The following is a 24917-nucleotide window of genomic DNA, read 5'->3' as shown; positions in this document are numbered from 1 at the left end:
CACTAGCCAATCACCGGCTGTGTACTGCACCTATAAAGGCAAGACACAATACTAGTATATAACAGGTTGTAAAGTTTACCCATTAGTCAAATGGTGTAATTGTACATACTTTTAGACTTAGTTCTACTAGTACAAAAGATGTATACAGAATTTTAATTTTGATTTACTAAAACAATTCTAAAAAATAGAAAGGCAACCTTAAAGGGTTAGCGTTATTGCAAATCAAGATAATAAAACCGCATCTCCAATTATTAGATAACTATCTAATACATTGGAGATGCGGTTCACTTAGGTCATTAATGTTTCAGCTATTCTCTTTATTTGAAAATTACATCTACCATACTAATTTAATATTATATTCCTGAAGCCAACTATTAACTTGAAGTAAATAATCTATTATACCTCTTGCATCATTACCTGAAATTACTTCGTCTTTTCCTTCTGCAATAGCACGAACTCTTTCTACATTAATTAATGGCAAAATAGGTGATTCAGGATTGTTCAACACATGTAACATCCAATCACTAATACCTTGTAGATAAGAGGCATCCTTAGTGCTTGGATATGCACTTTTTTTGCGATAACGTACATCCTCTGGAAGTACATTTTCAAAAGCTCTACGTAAAATACCTTTTTCAATATTGTCTATGCTTTTCATTTCGAATGGGACATTCCATAAGTATTCTACAAGCCGGTAATCACAAAATGGAACTCGTACTTCAAAGCCATTCATCATACTTGTGCGATCTTTTCGTTCTAGCATAAATGGCAAGAAACGTGTAATAAACATGTAAGACATTTGACGTTGCTTCATTTGTAGATCACTTTCACCTTCTAAAAAGGGAACCTCAGCAACCGCATCTTCAAATTTTTGTTTTTGATATTTTTCAGGGCTAATCTTAGCTTTAAAATCCTCTGATAAAATTTCTGTACTATACCATAAATTAACACTCCAAGGGAATATCTCTGCATCTAGAAACTTCTCTTGATGGAACCATGGATATCCTGAGAATACTTCATCTGCGGATTCGCCTGAAAGTGCAACTGTTGCGTCTTTTTTCATTTCCTTAAATAGCAAATAAAGAGACGTTTCTAGTTCTCCAACTCCAGGTAGATCACGCGCTCGCATTGGAGTTAATAAATACTCTATTAAACTATCTGATCCTAACTCTATAGAATGATGCTTTGTTCCTACATATTCAGCCACACGTTTCACCCAAGGTTCATCACGATCAAAACGAAGGAAGTCTTGCTCAAAGTCTTTTTCATCATTGATGAAATTCAGGGAATATGTATGAAGGCGTTCCCCTTTTTTCCCAAATTCATTTCCTGCTAAACCTGTTAAACCACTGGAATCTAAACCTCCGGAAAGCATAGATACCACTGGTTTATCAGCAATTAACTGCCGTTTAACCGTATCTTGTAAAATGGAGCGGATTGTCTCGACTGTTGTATCAATATCATCTACATGTTTTTTACTTTCAAGTTTCCAATACTGTGTCGTAGTCGAGCCATTAGAGGTAAACGTCATATAATGGCCAGCACGCACTTCATGTATATCCTTGAAAATAGCATGACCAGGAGTACGTGTTGGTCCAAGGCAGAATATTTCAGAAAGTCCTTCTTTATCTACCTCAGCATCTACAAGTGGATGCGAAAGTAAAACTTTTAACTCTGAACCAAAGAGAATTGCGCTTCCCCTTTGAGCGAAAAATAAAGGCTTCACGCCTAGATGGTCACGACCAAGCATCAATTTCCCAAATCTTTCATCCCAAATACCAAAAGCAAAAATCCCATTCAAGTGTTGAACACAATCTTCTTGCCACTCTAAGTAAGCATGTAGTAATACCTCTGTATCTGACTTGGTCTGAAATTCATGACCTTTCTCCTCAAGTTCTTTACGTAATTCTTGATAGTTATAAATTTCTCCATTGAACGTAAGGCCAATCGTATCATTTCCATCTTTATACAGCATAGGTTGAAGGCCACCTTCAGGATCAATGACGATGAGACGTCGATGACCTAATGCCGCTCGTTTTGAAAACCAATGCCCCTCTGCATCAGGTCCTCGGTGAATGATAGCATCTGTCATTTTTTTTAACGTTTCTTGTTCATGAGACAGGTCTTTAGACCAGTCTATCCACCCTGCAATTCCACACATAGTGTCTACCTTCTCTCAAATAATATAGAAACCGACTAAAATTCAATATCAGTCGGTTTTCCGTAAAAAAATCCGACTAAAAACATCTTTTAGTCATGTTTATATAATAAAATGAATTGAATAAAAAATCAAATAATTCACTCAAGAAAGAAATCACTGTCCCCTTTCACTTGAATTCCCATCGTCCGATTATAAAAATTATTACCTCAAACTTTCAACTTTATCCCTAGGTTATAAAGTTGCATTCTATTATAGTTATATACTAGAAATAAGAATGGTGTATGTTATTCTATAAGAAGCAACTAGGGGCCTTTCTATTAAGCTAAAAAAAATGACAAGTAGAATGATAGAGAATGTAATGAAAGAAAACTTCGCTAAATATTTCAAGGATAGGGTGTAGACAATGATCAAATTAGAAAAAGAAAATAAAAAGATGAAAATCATTCAATCTGCTACAATACTGTTCTCTACGCGTGGTGTCCGTAACACAACAGTTGATGAAATTGCAAAGACAGCTAAAGTTGGTAAAGGTACTATTTATTATTACTATACAGATAAAACTGAAATATTATGCGACTGCTATATGCGTCATATTCAGCTTAAGCGCTCACAATTATTTAATTTATATAAAGAAGAAAAAGATGTTTTACTTCGAATACAAAAAATTCTTCATTATATCAGCCTAGAATATCATCAAGATCCATTTGTTTCTACACTCTTTCAAGAATATAAAGAGTACCATTCACCTGAAATTACAACTTGTTTTAAACAATCTGAAGAAGAAGCAATTAACATGATAAGTAATTTACTCGAAAAAGGTTATCAGCAAGGAGCTTTGCATAAGGTACCATTACCGCTTACAGCTTTTATGTTAGTACGAATGATTTTTAACTACGAACAGGATTATATAAAAGATGATAAAAGTGATACAGAATTTCTGCAGTTGCTAAAACATATGCTTCTTAAAAACTAGTTTTAACAACCAAAAAATAAGTGCGGTGCAATTATATGAAGAAGAACGTGAATAATGGCGGTTTTTATGAGCTCTTTTCACTCTAGACAAACATACGAAATATCCAACGCTTATGTAGGAATGAACGAAAAAATAGTGCAGTAAAAAGAGCGTGTTTTCATCTATCTAAACACGCTCTTATAAATATTTAAACCCTATATGAATTGCTTATTCCACTCTAATTGTCTTTTAACTCATACATATCTTTTTATATTCGGTTATCATGCCAGAAGTTTATTGGAAAATGATTATTCTCATCATAAGCTTCAAATTCATACCCTTTTTCTTTTAATCCTTTTATAATTGCTGGAACTGCCGCGACAGATTGTGGATGAATATCGTGCATTAAAACAATTTCTTTTGAAGACGTCGCACCTACTAAGACATTTTGAACAATTTTCGCAGCTGCTACATCAACAGGTAATTTATTGTATTTCCAATCTAAAGAATCAATTGTCCAATCCCATACTTTAAAATTATTTCCGACCACTTCATTTCGAAGTGATTCATTTAATCCAGGCATTGATCCATATGGTGGGCGTGTTAATTTCGGTGAGTTTCCAATAACATTTCTAATTAAAGATTGATCTTCTTTCATTTCCTTCACATATTCCTGATTGGTGTATAACTTTTTAAAATCATGTGTCATACTATGCATGCCCACATAATGGTTTTCTACATGCTCTCGTTTTACTAAATCTGGGAACCTTTTCACATTATCGCCAATTAAAAAGAATGTTGCTTTTACATCATTTTTCTTTAATACATCTAATAGGTTAGCTGTATATTTTCCTGGTCCATCATCAAAAGTTAAATATGCAACTTTTCTTTCTTTACCATCAAAACGATTAGGTATCGATTTTTTTAATTCATTTTTAGGTAAACTGCTCACTTGTTGAACACTGTTTCCCTCTTCCGCATTTACCAGCTTAGGATTTGTAATAGATTGAAACATGTAATACCCTATTGCTACTAATGTAATAGCCAACAATACACTTATAATTCTTTTTTTCTTAAGCTTAATTTTCATATTATAATCTTCTTTCTATCAAATCATTCCACTTTAAGTCGTTTAGTTTTATTATTCTATTAGTTTATTAAGTTTTTTAACTTAACCAATCTCAATTTTGGACTAATCATTTTAATAATCTATATAGGTGAAAATTAGTGCCCTGCACTAGCGTTCATGGCATTTCCTATAATAGTTACAACTACCGGAAATAATACTGGTCCTAAGGTAAGGAAAATGTTTAAAAGTATAATAAAATTATATAGTGGGCTATAATTTTTACTATTACTGTTTTCCAATACTAGGATGAATAAAGTTATTACAGTAATTAAATGTAGTAATAAAATTATCAACCAATAATACATCATTATAGTAAGATTCCACTTTCCTAATAGTTGGTATGTTACCCCTATGATTATCCCTAATATAGTAACATTAAAGGAAATAAACAAAGTTCTTTTTAGTATTTTAGGGAATGTTTTGTGATCCACAGTTTTATTATATAAACCGATTAAAATGCCCAAAGATAGATATGCCAGTAATAGCCCTACCCAATTCCAGATCCAATCTTGATCCCCCATTAAATTAAACAAAAGCGAAAGGATCCCTCCTACTGCAAAAATCGAGGAGATCATAATACTATTTAAAGCTGATTTCATACTATTTTCACTTCCTTAAAAATTTTACAATACAGCATTGAAGTCTACTCTTAAGTTGTCCTTTACTTATTAGGATCCATTTCATTAAAAATCTTGTATGGAAATACCATCATATAATCCGGTCATCATACCTATTAGCATATACGGAGAATGGGTAGGACCAGCAAAAATTACATCTACATGATCCCATCCCATAATTTTCAAACTAAACGAAACTCCACCAAATCCTACTCCACATGGTAGATATACAAATAGAGGATGCGATCCATCAACTTTTATTTGTATATCAATTATTCAGACGTGTAGCAACTACTGCATTACCTTAAAATAAATGCTTTGATTTTTCATCGTTAATAAAATAGCACATTTGATTCTTATTAACTTATGTTCTTCCTTCTTCTACTGCTTTACTATACCCCGCTGTATATTCAAAAATAGTAGCCCCTTTGTTTCTAAGTAAATCTTTTCCCCACTTTTTCGCAGCTGCTGCCATATGTACATATGATGTTTTAAAGTTAATCATAATTTATTATAATTAAGTATATATTAACAATATATTAAGTATAAGTAAATAAAATTAATCATAATTTAATTTTATTTACTTATTTAAAGGGGATTACATATATGAACGATATTAATGTTGGTCACAAAATTAGGGCATTTAGAAAAGGTTCCGGATTAACCAGTAAGCGTTTAGCAGAGTTAGCTGATATAACACCTTCTATGTTAAGTCAGATTGAAAAAGGAATCACAAATCCTTCATTACAAACACTAAAATTAATTTCTGTAGCATTAAATATTCCATTGTTTAATTTTTTCTTAGAGGATACCAATACAGAAGAATTAGTTGTAAGAGCTAACCAAAGGAAAAAAATAACTTTTCCTGAAAGCGGCAATGTTTCGTATGAGTTATTATCTCCTAATTTAGATGGAGCACTAGAATTGGCTTTAATGAATCTGTTACCTCAAACTGCTTCATCTATGGAGCCTGTGGCACATAAAGGGGAAGAAATAGCTTTTATTATGGAAGGGCAAGTAAAACTATATCTAAATGATGAGGTTTTACTTCTCAATACAGGTGATAGTGTTAAAATCCCACCTTATGCAAAGCATAAGTGGGAAAACACTTCTTTAAACAAAGTCACTGTTATATTTGGAGTAACTCCACCATCTTTTTAATTTCAAATACTAGCGAAGAAAAGTTAGAGAAAATAATTCTCTAACTTTTCTTGTATACATAACTTTATTTTAAGAAAGTAAAAAACTTGTCTCTCAATTATATGTGATTAAAACTAGTGAAATAGATCTTTTTAATTACATACTTAATTTATTTTTTAATGTCCAATATTTTTCTCCATTAGCTTCAAAAGAGAATTCTACCCATCCATTCGGATCTTCACGATAAATAAAGATGGTTGTTCCAGGAGTTACTGTACCAACTTCATTCTCCTCGATAGCTACATCTGGTCTACTTTTAATTTTCAAATTAAATGGATAAGGTACCTGATAGTAAGTAGCTGATGATACAACATTTGAGCTTGAACCGTCTGCATACATTTTATATGGAATTTCATTAGATAACGCGTCAACATCTAATGTTTCAGGATTCTTTGGTAATTTTTTTGCATATGTATAGTCTTCTACATGAAACGGTTTAATACGTTCCATAATACCTGCAATTTTCTTAGCCCAGCCTTTATCTGATGCATATTTCACGTTCATGCCAGTTAATGTTGGGCCGTTATAATACATACCACTTTCTTCTAAATATCTTTCTCGTACATAATTAGCGTTATAAGCAATGCTATCGCCATAGCTTGGTAAATATTTCGCATATTTAAACGGATCTCCATCATATGCACGTAGACCAAATAGATTATGTTTTTGATATGCGATTTCTGATTTTCCGTATCCAGATTCTAAAATCGCATGCGCCGCTAAATAATGAGCACTCACGCCATATTGATTTTGCGCATTAATAAAATCTTGCCCATGTCCAACTAAAGGACTATCCGAGTGATATTTCGCAATAAAACTATCAATCTCTTGAGCTGTAATTTTCGAAGCCACTGTTAAATTTAAATCTTCATATGAGGTAGCAGTAATAACCTCTTTTTCATCGTTTAAATTTTGTTGTAACATATCTGTTTTTGCAGTAAGTTGAGCAGCTTCAGCACGTGTTATAAATCTATTTGGTTGCCAACCGTTCTCGGTACCATTAGAGATTTTTAAATCTATTAAAATATTGGCATATTTTTCTCCCCAATGCCCTTTTAAATCTTCAAATCTAACCTGATCATTATGATTTGGTGTGCTTTGTAGTTTATATGCATTTACTAGCATCGTAGCCATAGCAGCGCGAGTTACTTTTCCGGATGGATTGAAGATTCCATTACCTTCACCTTTAACAATCCCAGCTTTTTCAGCAGCAGCAATATAAGGAGTAGCCCAGTGGTTTTGTGAATCTGTAAAAGATGGTTTTGCATTAGGATCAATTTGTATACCTAAAACTTTTGTCATAATTTTTGTAGCCGCAGCTCTGTCTAATGAGTCATTTGAACCAAAAGTTCCATCTGGATAACCATTTAATACCTGTTTATCAACTAAATAATTAACGGATTTATCAGCCCATGTAGGAACATCAGGGAATTTATGAGTATCTGCTAAAATATTAGAAGAATAGGATAATATAGCACCTGCAAGGATACCTGTTGCAATTAATTTGTGCTTCATTAAAATAAACACCTCTACCATTGTATTTATCAAATTGAGATTTTCTATTTTTATATTTACATGTTTGTCATAATAATGAAATCGTATTAACACGCATTCAATTTGATTTAACGAGTATAGTTACTTATATACACAAGTGTCAATGAATGTCTTTTACATAAATGCATAATTTTTACATGAATTTGAATTTCCCTGATCTTATAATTGACTTATGCATATGGTAAATTTAATAGTTATATTTCTTTTCGATAGTGTAAATTTAATGCTTTATTTTTTACTCTATTAGATATGGGTTTACATTACTAATCTAATTAAATTAGATTTCTTTACGCACCCTCTTCTGAATCCCATACCTCAACAAATTCGAAACCTTTTAAATTGTTTTCTAAAACTGTATTTCTAAATTCATCAGATACTAAGACAGTAGAAGAATGTAATCTTTGATTTAAAAATGTTTTAAATATTATCTGCCCCTCAACTTTATTGGCTAAAAATGCGTATTTTTCGAACCCTATTATTAACCCTGTACTTAGTTTTTCCAAAACTGCTTTATTATAGTTAATTGCATCAACTGTATTTAGAACGTTTATTAGGTAATAAACTTCACTTGTAACATCATGAATTAATGGAAGGAACTCAACATTATTACAGATTAGAGGCTCTAATATTTCTTTCGCTTTTCTGCTAATCATTGGTGTACCAAGTTCTCCCCAGAACATAGGACAGTCACTTTTTTTATCACCTTCTACACATTCAATAAAAATTTTCCCTCACGAATCAGACAGTTTTATTGCCAAATCAATTTTCCCATCAAAATATTTTTTACGGTCTTCTTTTAAATTTAGTAGCTGAAAAGATTGATAGTTATCAAATAAGCTTTTTAATTGCCAAATTTTCATACCTTTTTACTCCTTCAGAATTTAATTATTAAGTATCATGGATGATTTTGTATTAAAGCCAAAATTCGCCTAAGTAAACCTAGTGATTTATTGGTATAATTAATATTGTATTCCATTTTATGGATCAATCAATTAATATAAGGCTATGTTTTATAACATATGAAAATACTGCTAATTTAATATTAAACATAATAAAATACATAGCCCTTTCTTTTTACTATTAAAAAACATATTGAAGTAAGGAGTTATATTATAATGGCAATCTTTCAAAGTAATGTTCAAAAAGCTGAACAAATTGCTACTCAAATGAGATCAGCTTCTGACGCAATTCAAAATGCAACAGGTAAATCAATAACGCACGCAACACGTACAACTTTAACCGTTAATCACAAAGCACAGGAAGCAAACCAACAAGCCTTAGAATTAACTAGACAATTTCTTGCTGCCTTTCAGCAATCCATTGACAATATACAGTCTGTAGCAACAGAGTTTGAACGAATGGACAACGATTTACAGAAGAATTTTTAGCTTTTTTAAGAATTTTTCCTTTATCCCTTCTGTTAACTTATATATAAGCAAAAAGGTAGGCGGAAAAAATGAATCAAGAAATAGAACAAAAAATGAAGGTCTTGAGTCAAAATCTAATGAATCTATCCGAGGAACAATACCAAAATCAACGCGCAATACAAACACAAGAACAAGCAGAAGCAGACTTTCAAGAATTAAAAATACGCAGCCATCGCTTTTTTCATCGTATTTTAGAAACATGGCATGGTGATAAAGAACTCTTTCGCTTTTTTACCAATATACAATTAGAAACTCAACAAATTGAAAGAAGCCTTTCTTATAAATTAGAAGAACAAAAGGAAACATTAATTCAAGAGAAACAAAAATTATACAATCTAGAAAATGACCTCACTCATCAAAAACAAAAACTTGCTAGGGAGGCCAATTTATGAGTTTAAATATGTATCTTGGAGAGGTACAATCCCAAACAAACACTATGTATGCTTTTTGTACTGCTACTATACAAAGTATGGAGCAAGTAATCCAGTCTATCGACAGTTTTGTTGGTGATTCTGTCCTACAGGGTCAGACTTATGATAGTGCGAAAATGTATTTTGCAGAAACGTTTCTTCCTTTAGCACAGGGGATTATTTACCTATGTGAAGAATTACTCCATCAAAATGAATCTTTTCCTGCTGAGTTTCAATCAAGAGTCGCCTCAACAGATATAGTTGAACAAGAACTATTAGAACAAATCCGAGAGATTGACCGAATGATAGCAAGTATTGAAGTTACAAAACAAATTATGCCACTACCGGATATGGATGCAATGGTTAACCTATTTATTGAAATGCGCCGTAAAATCCAGGAAAAGTTAGAACATCTATATGAATTTAATCAAACATCTAGTAATAACTATGCTACCGCGATTCAATTAGCGGCTAGTATCGCTGCAGGCCTTGCTGAGGTTCAAAGTGGAAAAGACTTCAGCCCTGCAAGCGGTACATTTAGTACACAAAGAATAAATATGGAATGGGCAGATTCTATTCATGAATATCTAGACAATAATATTCGATTAGATAATAGTATAAAAACAAATAATCTAATCGAATCTGGTATACTATTAAGTAGTTCTTCTGAAAAGAATATACTAGAAAAGTTTATAAAAGGGGTTTGGAATGGATCTGGAAAATTTATTGGCGATTTAGTAGAGACATACAATTCGTTAGACGATACAGTGACAAAGGAAAACCTAAAATATGCTGCAGGTCATCCTATAGAAACCGCTTATACCATGATAAATACTTTTTCAGACACTTTTATGAATGAATTTTGGCATGGCGATGCTGAAAGTCGTACACAATGGGGAACAAATATTTTTATGGAGTTTGGTTTAGGATGGATTGGAGATAAAGGAGCAGGCCAAATTGGAAAAGTAACTTCCCTTGGAGACTCTGTAAAGTTAACGAAATTTTCAGGTGATATACCTTATATTTCAAGCCACTTACCATTAAAAGATCGATTTGCTTTTGCCGGTACAAGCCCACTTAAAAGTGAAATTTCTCCGTCTAAAGATTTTTTTATAAGAATTAACAGTGGGGAAAGTAAATTAAGTAAATCTGGAAAAAACATAGGAAAAAGAAAGATTCCCCCCGCTGTAAAAAAAGTAGATGAATTAGGTGAGTATTACGAAGTAACTATAAAATTCGAAAATAATGTAAAATGGGGCAATGAATTTCGTGATATGAATTTACGTGATTTTGATCGTAAAGTGAAAAAATTACAAAATTTGAGTGATGCAAACTTATTGCAAAAGACAAAACCTATTAGAGATCCTCAAGTTACAAAACAGTATCGAAAGGATGTTATAAAAAAGATTATTGAAATCTATTATCCAAAAGATAAAAAATTAGCAAAAGAATTAATCGATAAAGTAAAGTATGATATGGATCCAGATCACCGCTGGGATTTAGGCCTTAATGGAGAAGACGTTAGAAGTAACCTTCAATTCATGGATCAATTTACAAATAGACGAATTGGTGGAATTTTAGGAGTACAATTAAAAGATGCCCCTTATGGTTCGAGAGTAAAGATAAATATTGAGAGGGAGTAGAAAATGGACAAATCAGTATTAGAAAAAATAGAATTAATTAAAGACATTTTAGGTAATGACCCATTTAGTTTGCTGATTGGGGAAATAATAGAAATACAAGACAACTTTGACAAAAAATTAGAGGAAGGTGTTTTAAAAGATTATTATTTTATTATAGGAAAATACGAAATATTAAATGGCGGAGTAATAACTATATTTGGTCATGAAAAACTTGATAGTATTCAGTTTTATACCGATGATATGCCAGGTGGTACTAATAAATGGATATGTATAGGAAAAATAGAAAACTATCCATTATTTATTAATAAAATTAATGGTGAAGTTTCTTGTTTGTTTGGAGATTTAATTGATCAAAACTTTGTTATTGAATCCTATGGTAATTTGAATACTTTCTTACAACATTACTATTTAGGGAGAAAATATTGTGAATTAGGTAGTAAATTTGTTCAAGCTGGAGGAATTAGTGATACTGTAGGTAATAAAAATGATGATTGGTATCAACTACTAGAAGATAACAACTTATTATAATGCATTCTAGATATTTAGTAAAAAAAGCACACATAACTGAAGTGAATCCAAAATGTTAGACACATTATTTCATTAGACAGCTTCTTTGGCATGGATTCGGTATTGTACTGGACTTTCCTTAATTTTTTTATGATAATGGTATACTACCTCTACTTTGATAGTTAATTTAAAAGGAATAATATATATTTTATGTACTAAGTGAAACGCTGCTATTTAGCAGCGTTTCACTTGTATTTTTCATCAAAGTTCGGAATCGATGAACAGAAATTAGTAATTTTAAATTTCGCTGTCACTTTTTCTTCCTGAGCGATTCCACTAATACTCAAAAGTTCTGTTCTTCTACCTTTAATATTTCCTTATTTACTGGACACTTTATTTTCCAGTTTTAATTCACTGTCACCCTTACCTGAGGATCATACATTTTATTTTCATTTGTAATAAACATAATACTTTTTCCTCAAACTTTTTCCTTAGCGTTTATTTCCCCTACCACATTATGCTACCAATGTATTTTTAATGAATCCTCAGTTTTAGAATCTTTCAAGAATTTTTATAACGTTTCTTAATCTCTATGAGGCTATTAAGAATAATGTTTGTTCCGCAGGTATATGGGTTAGATATTACGCCATCAATATCTATAGAAAAATTTACACTATGACTCCCATTTTCTATATAATCATTCTTAACCATTATTAATGAATTTTGTTATGGAAATGTTGAAATTCGTACACAATGGAAAACTCATTCTTTTATTAATTTATTATTAGGTTTAGCTATTGATTAAGATGACTTCTTGTCATCCCTTGTTCGAAGCCAATTCATCTCCCACCTACTCACTGGGCTGTGATCCTTCACGCTCCTTGAGGAAGGAGTCTTCTTGGCTAAAACGGTAAATTTTGTAAAGGATCTTTTGATAGATTACTTATTAGCTTACCTGAAGAAATCTCTTTAGTTGTTAATTTGCCAACCTTTCTTGTTTACTATTAATCAATTAAAAAAAGAATTTTTTTGTTTAAGAGCTACTTTAAAATCTTAAGTTAATGGATGTTTGAACGTACCGCTACTAAAATTCTTGCTTTTACACCATTATTACTGTATTATATTTACGTAGTAATATAAGGATTATGGTATATAAAAAAGGAATCAAATCTATCAGTAAGATTTAAATCCTTTTCCAAGGCAAAAAGATTTTGCCAAAATCTAATATAATTTATGCTTGTCTTTTTAATATGTATCTAGTAAAAACATATTTTTTATCAATAGAATTCTGTTTTCAATGCTAGTAGGAATTAGTGTTCTAAACAAGGAACCATACAAAGTGATCTGAAAAACCTAAGAGTTATTGTATGTAGTTTGCTCATCTCCCGGTACTACAATAAAAGAGCCTTACCTCTCTAGGCAAGACTCTACTAGTTTAGTTGTATAATATTTACATGATAACTAAGAAACAGAAAACATATAACACCAAATAGCAGCACCCTATTACTCCTCCTACAGCTAATACCTGTTTAACCCAACTCTTAAATTTTTGATTACTGTAAATCGCTTGCACTCTTTCCATATTTCCTCCTATTAAGAAGAACCCTTATAGACTCTTACCTTGCTATGGTAACATTAAAAAATGGCTAATAGAGGCCTAATGTATAAATATGCAATATTGCATACATAAATATATTGTTATAATTGTAATCGCTTACTATAATAAGGTTATAAAGATTCACCACATCTTAATAAGAAAAAAGAGGAGCGAATAATATGGAAATCGCAATGGCAGTTTTAAAATTTATAGGTGGAGCAATCCCATTAATTCAAGAACTTCTAAAAGCATTTATGTAAATTCACTATTTAGCAATTATTTATAAAAATCATCATACAAATGATCTGTATATCAAAAATGAATTGATTTACAGATCATTTGCGTGAGCAAGTTCCCTTTAACATGATTAAGGGACTTTTTTAATTTTTAAATATTAAGGTTACACCACATTAACATCAAGTTAGCAAAACAAAAAGAAAAATACGCCACCCTTCCTATAATTCTACAAATGGAATAGCATATTTTTCATTTTTGAGACCTAAAAAAACTTTAACTTTATGGTGATGGGGTAACAATTCTGATTTAGAGATAAGATCAGTTTATACAAAGATTACCCATCGATATGTGGAAGATGAAGAATACACTTGCGAAATTGAAACGATTGAATTAAAGGACTTGATGTTAGTGTGGTTAACAGAATATGAAAATCACTTAAAAAATCGTAATCTTAACTAAAAAACACCAAGACTACCCCTCTTCAGGGCAATCTTGGTGTTTTTTACGTTCACATACAAATTATTATTTGTATTGTTACATGGGTTCTTTATTAAATGATATACGTCTACTTTACCATCGATAAGCAATGACTAATGTCTCCCATTTTATCGTACTGATTACCTATACGAGGTTTTAAAAGAACCCCCTTGACTAAAATGATAAAACAAGAAATCGAAATGAGCCCCTTTTTTATTTTGTAAGCAGTAAAGCTTCCATATAACGCTCTTTTCTCTCAAGAGCTTTTTTTGCATCATCAGCTGTTAATATATAATCTACTGCAATGCTCTGTAATAGCTCCTTATCCGCATTTGGCAACTGAATCGTTATATCTTCCACGCTACTCTTATTATTTCCATTTGTCTTATTAAATTCTTGAATACTTCTTGCCAGCTCTGCTAATTTTTCCATATGCACAGGATTGTTTACATCCAAAAATATATTACTTCTAAAAACTGCCGTAACGAATTTCTTTACATTTTTCTTTTCTTTTTCTGCTTCTTCTTTTTTATCAAAAACAATATTTCCCGTATACATTTGTTCAAACGTAAATATATCGTTATTCTCTTTTCCAACATAATATGTATTGAACTTTTCTTTTACATCATTCGCTTCTTTTTTGATTTTATAATTATCACTATCTACTTTTGGAGAGATTCGTCCATCCAAAGCTAGCTGAAACTGCAAATACGGTTCATTTACTTGCTGTACATGAGCTATCCGTACATCTGGCCCCAGTAAATCTTTATAATTCCCCGGTATTTCAACTTCATTTAGTTTAACAGAAAAACCATACTGCGATTTTGTATAACTTTGAGCTTTTTGTTTAATTTCTTTATCCGATATATCACATGATGTTAATAGTATTAAACTAAACATCATACTACATGTTATTTTTGTTATTTTCATATGGTATCTCCTTTTATGCTTACTTCATATACATAAATGCTAATATAGATTTCCGATAAAGTCACGAAGTTTAACAAAAAGAAGAGCAGTTTTAAGTTGCTATGTTTATACAATTTCATATGAATCAGAGTTAAATTTAAAAGAACTAAATCGTGCGTTTTCTCTTTATTCAACCATTTAACTTACTAACACTTTTCATAAGATATTTACACACTGCATTTAGGTAAAGAAATACAGAAATGTGTTTTTTTCTTTGTACTATCTAAATTTATGCTCCCTCCATGTTTTTCTACTATATGCTTAGCAATAGTTAATCCAAGACCTGATCCCCCATTATTTTTTCGAGAATCATCTACTCGAACAAATGCATCAAAAATACTTTGTTTCATATCCTCAGGTATTCCAATTCCATTATCTATAATGTTTATATATACTTTGCTTTCATCCTCATTTAACGATACAAACACGGTCGTACCTGCCGTATTATACTGTAGAGCATTAGATATTATATTAGAGATAGCACGGTATAGTAACCTGTTGTTAATTGGAGCAATCACTTCTTTAGAGGGTATTTGATATTGAAGGATTAAGCGCTTCGCTTGAAATAAATCATAATATTCTACAAGCAATTCACGAATAAACTCAGATACATCAGTTGGATGTACTTCAAAAGGGTAATCAGAATGCTCTAATTTAGACAGTTCAAAAATATCTTCAGTTAATACCGCAATGATTCGAATCTTATTATATATTACATTCAAAGTTCTTTCTCTTTCACCTTTTTCTGTAATGATCCCTAGTTGTAATGCCTCAACATAACCTTGAACGGTTGTAATTGGTGTCCTTAAATCATGAGACAAATCTACAAGCATCTTCTGCTTAGTTTCTTCCAACCTCTTCTTCTCTTTCTCTATTTTATCGAGTTTTTCCGACATAACATTAAACGAATGCTGTATTTGCATTAACTCAAAATATGTTTCATAGTTTAACCTTTTATCATATTTCCCACTAGCAATTCCCTCAAATCCAGTTGCTAGTTTATCCAATGGCCTGGTTATTTTCCTAGCAATTTGCCTACTAAATATATATACATTCATAGAGAAAAATACAAAAAATAAACCGATCGTAGAAAGTAATATCTTATAAAAAACATATACGTATTCCTCATTTTTATCAGAAAACGTATATTCATATTTTATTGCTTTTTTAGGAACCTTAACAAGGCAATATAATGTTTCACCTTTTTTCGTTACAAATGTTGCTACAGATGAATAATAAGGAAGCTTGTCATTATCAAAAAATAAAGTAGCAAATTCTTTTTGTGAATATGATAAAAACTTATCCTTCTTTTCCCCTTTGGTATAGATAACTTGTAAATTTTCATTAAGAATTTCTACCCAACCACCAAATGATTCTATTGATTCTGAATTAATGGTTTCAAAGTTTTCACGCACTACTTCACTTGCTTTTAAATTATTTAGCTCTCCTAGTTGCTTTTCTGTTTGGTACATCAAAAATATAAATAAAATTATCACAGTGAAACCTATTGCTAGTGCAAATATAACGTAATTTTTAATTAAGATATATAAAACTTTATTTTTCATAAAGTTCTTCCTTCCTAGCAAATCTATACCCAAGTCCCCGGATCGTTTTTATATAAACTGGATTCTTAGGAGAATCCTCTAATTTCTCTCGTAGTCTACTAATATGAACCATAATTGTATTATCATCTGCACAGTAATAATCAGACCATACATTTTCAAAAATTTGTTTTTTAGTAAATATTCTCCCTGGTTCCTTCATAAAAAGTGTTAAGATTTTATATTCCGTAGCACTGAGAGTAATGGATTCGCTTGATTTATAGAGTGTACAAGAATGATGATCTAATACTAAATCACCCATATGAATTTGATTCTCCGTACCTTCTACAGCCTTATCATTAAACTCATAGGACCTTCTAAGGTGAGCTTGAACTCTAGCTATAATTTCTAAAGCACTAAATGGCTTTGTAATGAAGTCATCTGCTCCAATTCCTAAACCGATAATTTTATCTACTTCTTGAGATTTGGCTGACAAAATAAGTATCGGAAATTGTAATGTCTCACGAATCTTTTTAATTAATTGATAACCATCCATTTTAGGCATCATAATATCAACAATAGCTAAATCAATATGATTTTCTTCTAGACACTTTAAGGCAACTTCGCCATTTGAAGTCTCTACAACAAAAAAATTTTCCATTTCTAAAAAAAGCTTTAAAAGATCAATAATATCTTTGTCATCATCAACAATTAATATATTTTTTTTCATACTCTCCCTCGCATCGGTCAGAATTTTCAAAAAATCCATTTAAGGTTATTGTAAGGTAAATGAAAGTGACATGAAAGACTAACCGTTTAATATACAGATATGAATTAAAGAAGGAGGCATTATCAAATGAAAAAATTTGTTGGAATTGCGTTAGCAGCTACCATAGGAATTGGAGGCTTAGGAACTTTTGCTACTACTAAGACTCACGCTGCAGTAAACAATCAAGAATCAACAAAATCGGTTTATCAAGTATCTGACGTACAAGGTGAATTTATGCACATTAAAGTGGGGAAACCTTGGTCAATGACGCCAAGCGGAAAACAATACAAATATGTCTTATTTAGTGAAAACAAAATTTATGTAAACCCTAAAACTGGTGTAGTAACAGCATATGAAGAAGGAGCAGCTGAAGGCAGAGTACTCGATAAAAATGGAAATGTTGTTGCTATATGGTATATCACGGCTTTTAAATAATGAAGGATTAATTTTACAAGGTCGAAAAGAGCATCTTTAAGTTTATTATGAGAGTATTAAAAGAATTTCAATACTTGTAATTACCCTAAAATAAAAAAGCTTATCTTTTAACACGGAATGATAAGCTTTTTTATTATTCTTTTCATTTTTTGTTTTCGGAAGTATTTCTTTAAGTTGATAGTAATGCGGTGCTATTCCATCACTATCTACAACTATATAGTATCCCAAAACGGAAACAACGGGTTGCATTTATATAATTAGGTTTTGGAGAATTGATAATTTTGTTTAGGGATACTTTACGATTTTAACTTGAATGACATATAGTGTTATTTTTAGCATTCTAAATAATCGGGTTCAATGTATTTTTCTGTTTCAGGAGAGCTTTTAATTTCTATAGGATATTTCTTAAAAGCTACAACAGTAATTCTATCTTCTTGAACTAAACTTCTGGATTCATTTATAGAAGAGAAACCTGTTCGCGTTAAAAAATTGTATAAAGAGGATTTTGTCATCCAAAAACTAGTAACGTTATCTAATGATGCCCATTTTGATTTTAAACGTTCTTCTATTGATGAATTAGCAGAGTGTTCTAGCATTGTGTATCCCTTATATTCATAATTTTTATAAAGTACTGATACATTAGGAGTAGAAGTGATATGAGTATCAATTATTACAAACCTTTTGCATACTTCATACACTTTTTCTAAAAAGGGGAATACATCTGAGCAGTCTAAATGATATAAAATACCAGAGCATAAAACAATATCAAAATGACCATATTTTTCAGCACTTAAATTTCTTACATCATCTTGATAAAAGGTTAAGTTTTCCAACCTTAATAAATCTTTAGCGAATATAGCTTTTTGTATGTTTGATTCTCTTCCTTCTATCCCTACAACAGTTGCTCCTTGCATAGCAAACTCAATAGCGTAATGCCCCTCTAAACAAGCTAAATCTAAGATTCGAAGATTTTTAAAATCACATTGTGTGATATCTTGAATCATTGTCACAATTTTTTTTAATGCAGGATTTGGTTGTCGAATATCTCTTGTATATAGAGTATCCGTTAATTTAATATCATAAGCGGTCCATTCACCATATTTACGAATAATGTTTTCTTTTTCGAGAACAAAATCTTTCATGATACAATTCGCCACCTTTAACATAATATTATGTGTAATATATACCTTAATAAGATCAATATATGTATGTATAACTTGTATTTAGACGAAGGTAAACATTTTAAAGCTTCTCACTTTATCATGTGGTACGTCCACGATTCCTTCTTTTTGGGAGCCACTCGCAAATTTAGAACAATATGCAGCTCAAATAGTCAACTAATTAAACTACCTATTCATCTCATCTATCTAAATTATAGAAAATCTTATTATATTCATTTTTAGCCATAGCCAGTGCAAATGTCATAATGATAAGTGGGACACCACATTGCTATCAAGCTAAGCAAACAAAATACTCCTTAAAATAAAATGAAAAAATACATTATTTTTTCTTATAAAAGAAAAGCAAAGAATAAACTTTAATATGTATTAATCCAAACAAGAGAAGATGATTCATGTGAAACAATTTACTAAATTTCCTCTGACATTTTTAGTTATGTTCCTAGCCAATTTAGCGAACTATTATTTTATCCTATTTATGTAATATTGAACTACCCCCACTTTCACTTCGTTTAGAAGTGAGGGATTCCTAAGTAAAGAGTTCTAACGAACTCTAATTGATTAGGCTAACCCCGCAGTCCTTGCGGTTAGAAGCCTTATCGCTTCATTCTTTAGATTGATACTTGCGTTAATATCCCTATCATGGTGTGTACAACAAGAAGGACAGTCCCATTCACGTAGGTTTAGATTTTTAACGTCTTTATTTTGATATCCACAACAAGAACATAATTGGCTGGAAGCAAATGTTTTCGATACGACAATGACTTGTTTGCCATACCATTTTGCTTTGTATTCTAACATGGATCGAAATTGTGACCAAGATACCTCACTAATTACTTTTGCTAACTTATGATTCTTTAACATATTCGATACTTGCAAATCCTCTATACCGATAACATCGTGGTTTTTGATGATTTCAGTTGAAATTTTGTCCAAGTAATCTTTTCTAGTATTTGATATGTATTCATGAATTCTAGCTACCTTTACTCGTTGTTTATTCCAGCGAGAAGATCCTTTCATTCTTCTAGAAAGCACACGCTGTGCTTTCGCCAACTTATCTTCTAATGATCGGAAAAACTTCGGATTTTCATAGTGGGTTCCATCTGACAAAATAGCGAAATCTTTTAGTCCTACATCTATTCCAATGTAAGAATCTGTTTTCGGAAGTTCTTGTACTTCTGTTTCAACTAATAGTGACACAAAATATCTACCAGAAGGGTTCCGTCTAACTGTAGCATTGACAATACGCCCCTCTACTTTGCGACTTTTGGCAAATCGAACAAGGCCTAGTTTTGGCAACTTTATTTTGTTCCCTACAACGGCAATGTTTTCATTTGTTTGTTTTGTGGTATAAGATTGTACGTTGTTCTTCTTAGATTTAAAGTGCGGTGCGCTGTTTTGTTTTTTGAAAAAGCGTGTATACGCATCCGCAAGGTTGCGAACAGACGACTGAATCGCAATACTATCCACTTCTTTTAGCCAAACAAATTCTTTCTTCATGGCAGGAAGTTTGGCAGAGCATGTACCATATGTTAAACCTTTCCCAGTTTCTTTATATGCGTGATCCCATAGGGATAGGAAATGATTGAATACAAAGCGAGAACAACCTATCGTTTTGTTAATTAGAATTGCTTGTGCTTGATTTGGATAGATACGAAACTTATAGGCCTTATTAATTATCATTTGATTCACCTCCATTTCGGTATATGACTATTATATACCAAACGTACATTCGATAGATAGTGAAGTAACACTTTATGTATGTCGAACAATTAAGATGGCTTCTTGCCATCCCTTGTTCGAAGCCAATTCATCTCCCACCTACTCACTTCGCGTTCCTTGAGGAAGGAGTCTTCTTGGCTAAAATGATAAAAGCCTTCCTAATTATAGGAAGGCAACGTTCTAAAATGAAAACCTATATTTGATTACTAATTAAATTACCTCAAACTGATAATATACACTTTTCCCATTCTCCCTAGTTACTTTAATTTCAGCAAATCCTTTACCAATGACATCCATTCTAACCTTTCCATTGCCCTGTACTGTATATTTGACAACTTTTTCTCCATCTATTGTTGTATGCTTTGCTGCAACTCCTTCCTCAACCCTAGATTGACCAACACGCCAACAGTCACTGCACTTTTTTGTGCTCTTAGATATCATTTCATTTTTTACATGTACGCTGTTAGTAGATGCATCAGCAATACCATTTGTACTCAACAAAATTAAGGAAGTTACTAAACCTATTCCCAGTTTCTTTAACATTATTTCATCCCTCCTGTGTTAAGTTATACTTTTATATTAAACTGAGATTCTTTCAAGTAACTTTCATTTACCTTAAAATAACCTTAAATCCCTTTTTATCTATATAATTATATAGATAAATTTTATGTATTATATGTATTAATTTAATGTATAATAAAGTTAAAATATTGAAATTTCAGGAGGTTTCTTAATGAATATACTTTTGGTCTTATTTTTTATAATTTTATTTATAGTCGCTTTACTCAATTTACTAAAAGAGTTCAAAAAAAAGAAAGCTAATACAGCATTGATTGTATTTGAAATTATAGTTATGATTGGTGCTCTATGGTGGTTAGTTAAAACTTTCAAATAATCAGAAAACAGATGGTAGAGAGTATCCTAAAGATAAAAGCTATATTATTAACAAGATTAAATATTCACTTATACAACATTCCTCCTTTCAAAGGTTGTGAATTGTTTTGTAAGAAACTAGTAATAATTATATTATACTTTTACATTTAATTACATATTTAATTTGGAAAATATGTAAATTTTAGTTTTTTTGGGATTTTTTCTCTTTAGTATATTTAAATTTTAATTACCTAATTTATACGATTTTTAAAGTACGAGATATTTGAATTGAAGAAAAACAAAAAATGCCTCCTGTATTTATACAGGAGGCATTTTTCATTAATTGCTTAAAGCGCTTATCAAAATTCTCTAGTTTACTTCAAATTTATTTTATACTTTCAACTTTTTTAGTAAACATATGACATTTCCTATTGAACTACCCCCACTTTCACTTCGTTTAGAAGTGAGGGATTCCTAAGTAAAGAGTTCTATCGAACTCTAATTGATTAGGCTAACCCCGCAGTCCTTGCGGTTACAAGCCTTATCGCTTCATGCTTTAGATTGATACTTGCGTTAATATCCCTATCATGGTGTGTACAACAAGAAGGACAGTCCCATTCACGTAGGTTTAGATTTTTAACGTCTTTATTTTGATATCCACAACAAGAACATAATTGGCTGGAAGTAAATGTTTTCGATACGACAATGACTTGTTTGCCATACCAGTTTGCTTTGTATTCTAATATTAATCGAAATTGCGACCAAGATACCTCACTAATTGCTTTTGCCAACTTATGATTCTTTAACATATTCGATACTTGCAAATCCTCTATACCGATAACATCGTGGTTTTTGATGATTTCAGTTGAAATTTTGTCCAAGTAATCTTTTCTAGCATTTGATATGTATTCATAAATTCTAGCTACCTTTACTCGTTGTTTATTCCAGCAAGAAGATCCTTTCATTCTTCTAAAAAGAACACGCTGTGCTTTCGCCAACTTATCTTCTAATGATTGAATGCTTATATTCAATCTATATATTTTTAAATTATAAAAATATATAGAAAATTCTCTATTGAAAGATAAAGTAAAAAATGGTATTATTTACATAAAGGCAGGTGAATAGTTCACATGAATAAAATCGATATTGAAAGAATTGATCAAAGATCAGGTATTTGGGATTGGATTTTTGGAGGTACTACTGGAGGAACATAAGATTTAAAAAAGGTGTTTTAGAATTTAATTCTTAAAGCACCTTTTTTAAATCTTATATATTGAGGTGGTTTTTATCATGTTTTATAAAATAAAAGATATACATCCTGTCACTTATATAAGTGATACAGAAATTATTATTGGTAAAGATCGAAATTTTATGAGTGTATTGAAAGATAGCGATGGTTTTCTTAAAGAACTTCTTAATTTATTAGATGGAAATAAGAGCGTGACAGAAATTTTTAAAATATTACACTCTAAATTCCCTTCATTAACCAAACAAGATGTATGGGATACTATCAAAGAATTAAATAATTACGGTCATATAGAACAGTGCTTACCTAATCCTATTATAGATAATAATCGACATTTAACAAATCTTCATTTCTTTTCAAACTTTTCTTCTATGGATAATTCAGCAGGGAACATTTTAAAAGAATTACAAGAATTAAAAATTGGGATTATTGGTCTTGGGGGACTGGGAAGTAATTTATTGTTACAATTGGCAGGATTAGGGGTAAATACTATTTATGTAGTAGATCCTGATAAAATTGAATATAAAAATTTGAATAGGCAATTTTTATATAAATTATCTGATATAGGTGAATATAAAGTGAAATCAGCTATAAATAATATCAAAGATTTCAATGACGAGATTTCTATAAAAGGCTTCACAAAACGCATAAATAGTGTAGAAGATTTATTAGAGATATTCCCTGAGGACATTGATATCTTAGTTTGTGCAGCAGATTCCCCCCCTATATATATTCAATTATGGTCTAATTTATTTTCACAGATAAGGAATATTCCTCTTATAGCAGGTGGATTAGGGTGTGTGACAGGTCAAATTTTAACTAGCATTCCTAATCAGACACCTTGTTTAGAATGTTTTTATCACGATTTATTAGGAAAAAATTCCTTAAAAAAAGAAAAATTATTAGAGTTAGAATCTAAAACAATTACTACTGCCATAGGTCCATACATTAGTTTAATAGCCAATCTTATTTGCACTGAAATTATTAATTATTCTTTAAAACACCCTTTGGCATCTAGTGGAAAAAAATTATCAATTAACTATTTAACATTGGAAATTACCCATGAAAAAGAATGGCTTCCAAATATAAATTGTATTTGTAAAACTAAGAAATTCGACTCTAATAAAATATTACTTGAGCGATTCTAAAAAAGATACTATTAAATATGTTTTTGGGGATTGATACCCTGTTTCTTAACATACAGGGTATCGGTTAAATTGTATTTATTTTGTATCTAAACGTACAATTTTCTTTTTTGATATGGTGACCCCTAGTAGATGCGACATAGCGAAAACTCCTCTTGTGATTTGTCTCGCCAACAATTATGATACGAGAGTTTTTGCTTTCTTTTTATAGTTAAACGCAAAATAATTGAATTTATGGTTTATTACCCACAGGGTATCGTAAGAACTATAAATTAACAATGAGATAAAAATGTAGAATAAAATGTGATATTCAATTTAAAAAAGGAGGATTATATTATATGTTTAAAAAATTTGTGGTAAGTGCATTAACATTAGGTGGATTAGTTATAGGAGGAATCTCATCACATGCTGATGAACATGATCAATACTTCGGAAACTGTAAAAATGTAACGCAGAATGTAGAAACAAATGAATACGTAAAAAACTGTGTTAAAATATTCCCGAACTCCCCCTTCGGTCCAAATGTAATAAAAATACCTAAATCTTTTTCATATGATGATGGCACTTATCAAGGAATACTCTATCTAGTTTCTCAAAATAGTACTCTGTATTCTATCGTTGCTAATTATGAAGGCACTTTAAAAAAATACAAATAAAATATAAAAGATAAATTCTTTTTATATTAATTGAAATGTTATGGCTAAAAATATCAGTCTTAATGTCTCTTCAAACATTCTATTTGGATACTTATCAAAAATCTAAGGAATTATATATAGTTAAATAAAAGTAATGGCTGAGGTTTTTAAGATAGGATTACAAATTGCTTTATTTTCAAAAATTGATGGAAATTAAAAATTTGGGAGTAGATTCTCATAATAGAAGACTATCTCATTTAAGTACTGGAAAATAGAAGTTAAAGTGGAAGAAGGCGTTGTATTATTAAAAGAATTCATTCTGCTAGCTAATAATGAGTTAATTTAGAAAAAATAATATAGCTAAATGAGATGCTGCTAAACAGTGGCGTCTCATTTGTATTTTTATTAAATCAAAAAATAGATGAATAGAAATTAAAATTTTTATAACTTATATATCAAGAAAAGTTATACCCCGAAAACAAGATCATAAAAT

At 31.0% G+C, this 24917-nt stretch carries 22 protein-coding genes and 3 pseudogenes; 11 read left to right on the top strand and 14 right to left on the bottom strand.

The genetic code is table 11. The features are described 5' to 3' along the window. Positions 1-334: 334 nt before the first annotated feature. Positions 335-2161 (bottom strand): asparagine synthase (glutamine-hydrolyzing), encoded by a 1827-nt coding sequence (gene asnB / locus ACUN13_RS27525; RefSeq protein WP_025690165.1) that lies wholly within the window; start codon positions 2159-2161, stop codon positions 335-337. 403 nt (positions 2162-2564) lie between these two features. Here asnB and ACUN13_RS27520 point away from each other — a divergent pair, with 403 nt between their 5' ends. Continuing rightward, complete coding sequence (locus tag ACUN13_RS27520) at positions 2565-3134, top strand: TetR/AcrR family transcriptional regulator (RefSeq protein WP_000593069.1); 570 nt, start codon at positions 2565-2567, stop codon at positions 3132-3134. Between the two features lie 247 nt (positions 3135-3381). Here the strand turns inward: ACUN13_RS27520 and ACUN13_RS27515 are convergent, their stop codons facing one another. From ACUN13_RS27515 to ACUN13_RS27500, 4 genes are all read right to left on the bottom strand, one after another. Continuing rightward, positions 3382-4203, bottom strand: a complete 822-nt coding sequence (locus ACUN13_RS27515; protein WP_445424061.1) for a peptidoglycan-N-acetylglucosamine deacetylase — start codon at positions 4201-4203, stop codon at positions 3382-3384. A gap of 134 nt (positions 4204-4337) precedes the next feature. Then, a complete protein-coding gene (locus tag ACUN13_RS27510) occupies positions 4338-4841 on the bottom strand; it encodes a DUF3902 family protein (RefSeq protein WP_445424060.1) in 504 nt (167 codons plus the stop codon). A gap of 84 nt (positions 4842-4925) precedes the next feature. Further along, positions 4926-5045, bottom strand: coding sequence for a serine dehydratase (locus ACUN13_RS27505; RefSeq protein ID WP_074624953.1), 120 nt, complete (start codon positions 5043-5045; stop codon positions 4926-4928). Between the two features lie 178 nt (positions 5046-5223). After that, complete coding sequence (locus tag ACUN13_RS27500) at positions 5224-5364, bottom strand: serine dehydratase (protein ID WP_088344418.1); 141 nt, start codon at positions 5362-5364, stop codon at positions 5224-5226. Positions 5365-5465: 101 nt separating this feature from the next. Here ACUN13_RS27500 and ACUN13_RS27495 point away from each other — a divergent pair, with 101 nt between their 5' ends. Beyond that, entirely contained in the window at positions 5466-6020 is a 555-nt protein-coding gene (locus ACUN13_RS27495; RefSeq protein WP_000997926.1) for a helix-turn-helix domain-containing protein, read from the top strand. A 135-nt stretch (positions 6021-6155) separates the two neighbouring features. Here the strand turns inward: ACUN13_RS27495 and ACUN13_RS27490 are convergent, their stop codons facing one another. Both ACUN13_RS27490 and ACUN13_RS27485 read right to left on the bottom strand, forming a co-directional pair. Beyond that, positions 6156-7574: an S-layer homology domain-containing protein gene (locus ACUN13_RS27490; RefSeq protein ID WP_445424059.1), complete on the bottom strand. Its 1419-nt coding sequence runs from the start codon at positions 7572-7574 to the stop codon at positions 6156-6158. Between the two features lie 326 nt (positions 7575-7900). Further along, positions 7901-8473: pseudogene (locus ACUN13_RS27485) on the bottom strand (imm11 family protein). 255 nt (positions 8474-8728) lie between these two features. Between ACUN13_RS27485 and ACUN13_RS27480 the strand changes: the two are divergent. The 5 genes and pseudogenes from ACUN13_RS27480 to ACUN13_RS27460 all read left to right on the top strand — a co-directional run bounded on the left by ACUN13_RS27480 (position 8729) and on the right by ACUN13_RS27460 (position 13457). Further along, positions 8729-9001, top strand: coding sequence for a TIGR04197 family type VII secretion effector (locus ACUN13_RS27480; protein WP_065705296.1), 273 nt, complete (start codon positions 8729-8731; stop codon positions 8999-9001). A gap of 68 nt (positions 9002-9069) precedes the next feature. Next, positions 9070-9432 carry a DUF3958 family protein gene (locus ACUN13_RS27475; protein ID WP_001070984.1) on the top strand — a complete coding sequence of 121 codons (363 nt, stop codon included), beginning with the start codon at positions 9070-9072 and terminating at the stop codon, positions 9430-9432. Then, positions 9429-11093, top strand: coding sequence for a T7SS effector LXG polymorphic toxin (locus ACUN13_RS27470; protein ID WP_445424058.1), 1665 nt, complete (start codon positions 9429-9431; stop codon positions 11091-11093). Before ACUN13_RS27475 ends, ACUN13_RS27470 begins: the two co-directional genes overlap by 4 nt. Before the next feature lie 3 nt (positions 11094-11096). After that, positions 11097-11621 (top strand): hypothetical protein, encoded by a 525-nt coding sequence (locus ACUN13_RS27465; RefSeq protein ID WP_445424057.1) that lies wholly within the window; start codon positions 11097-11099, stop codon positions 11619-11621. A gap of 1649 nt (positions 11622-13270) precedes the next feature. Beyond that, a pseudogene (locus ACUN13_RS27460) lies at positions 13271-13457 on the top strand (hypothetical protein). A gap of 667 nt (positions 13458-14124) precedes the next feature. Here the strand turns inward: ACUN13_RS27460 and ACUN13_RS27455 are convergent. The 3 genes from ACUN13_RS27455 to ACUN13_RS27445 all read right to left on the bottom strand — a co-directional run bounded on the left by ACUN13_RS27455 (position 14125) and on the right by ACUN13_RS27445 (position 17151). Then, on the bottom strand, positions 14125-14841 hold the full coding sequence (locus ACUN13_RS27455) for a hypothetical protein (RefSeq protein WP_438906346.1): 717 nt from the start codon (positions 14839-14841) through the stop codon (positions 14125-14127). 206 nt (positions 14842-15047) lie between these two features. Beyond that, the gene (locus ACUN13_RS27450) at positions 15048-16445 is read right to left on the bottom strand and encodes a sensor histidine kinase (protein ID WP_445424056.1); all 1398 of its coding nucleotides are present in this window, start codon (positions 16443-16445) and stop codon (positions 15048-15050) included. After that, a complete protein-coding gene (locus tag ACUN13_RS27445) occupies positions 16435-17151 on the bottom strand; it encodes a response regulator transcription factor (RefSeq protein ID WP_445424055.1) in 717 nt (238 codons plus the stop codon). Before ACUN13_RS27445 ends, ACUN13_RS27450 begins: the two co-directional genes overlap by 11 nt. Before the next feature lie 126 nt (positions 17152-17277). Here ACUN13_RS27445 and ACUN13_RS27440 point away from each other — a divergent pair, with 126 nt between their 5' ends. Then, complete coding sequence (locus ACUN13_RS27440) at positions 17278-17625, top strand: hypothetical protein (RefSeq protein ID WP_047387924.1); 348 nt, start codon at positions 17278-17280, stop codon at positions 17623-17625. 332 nt (positions 17626-17957) lie between these two features. On the opposite strand, the gene ACUN13_RS27435 is transcribed toward ACUN13_RS27440, so the two are convergent. The 3 genes from ACUN13_RS27435 to ACUN13_RS27425 form a co-directional block, all read right to left on the bottom strand. Beyond that, positions 17958-18767: a class I SAM-dependent methyltransferase gene (locus ACUN13_RS27435; RefSeq protein WP_445424054.1), complete on the bottom strand. Its 810-nt coding sequence runs from the start codon at positions 18765-18767 to the stop codon at positions 17958-17960. Between the two features lie 597 nt (positions 18768-19364). Beyond that, entirely contained in the window at positions 19365-20486 is a 1122-nt protein-coding gene (tnpB, locus tag ACUN13_RS27430; protein WP_409532575.1) for an IS200/IS605 family element RNA-guided endonuclease TnpB, read from the bottom strand. Positions 20487-20735: 249 nt separating this feature from the next. Beyond that, a complete protein-coding gene (locus tag ACUN13_RS27425; protein ID WP_025690260.1) occupies positions 20736-21068 on the bottom strand; it encodes a hypothetical protein in 333 nt (110 codons plus the stop codon). Between the two features lie 190 nt (positions 21069-21258). Here ACUN13_RS27425 and ACUN13_RS27420 point away from each other — a divergent pair, with 190 nt between their 5' ends. Continuing rightward, positions 21259-21420, top strand: a complete 162-nt coding sequence (locus tag ACUN13_RS27420; RefSeq protein WP_179206965.1) for a hypothetical protein — start codon at positions 21259-21261, stop codon at positions 21418-21420. Between the two features lie 484 nt (positions 21421-21904). Here the strand turns inward: ACUN13_RS27420 and ACUN13_RS27415 are convergent. Continuing rightward, positions 21905-22411: pseudogene (locus tag ACUN13_RS27415) on the bottom strand (RNA-guided endonuclease TnpB family protein); the annotation flags it as partial. 277 nt (positions 22412-22688) lie between these two features. On the opposite strand from ACUN13_RS27415, the gene ACUN13_RS27410 reads away from it, so the two are divergent. Further along, positions 22689-23792 (top strand): ThiF family adenylyltransferase, encoded by a 1104-nt coding sequence (locus tag ACUN13_RS27410; RefSeq protein ID WP_088346506.1) that lies wholly within the window; start codon positions 22689-22691, stop codon positions 23790-23792. A 335-nt stretch (positions 23793-24127) separates the two neighbouring features. After that, entirely contained in the window at positions 24128-24445 is a 318-nt protein-coding gene (locus ACUN13_RS27405) for a hypothetical protein (protein WP_025690336.1), read from the top strand. Positions 24446-24917: the final 472 nt, after the last annotated feature.

The sequence above is a fragment of the Bacillus cereus group sp. Bce041 genome (assembly GCF_052646455.1).
The sequence above is the reverse complement of the archived record's forward strand: the minus strand, read 5'-3'. Positions and strand labels throughout refer to the sequence as shown.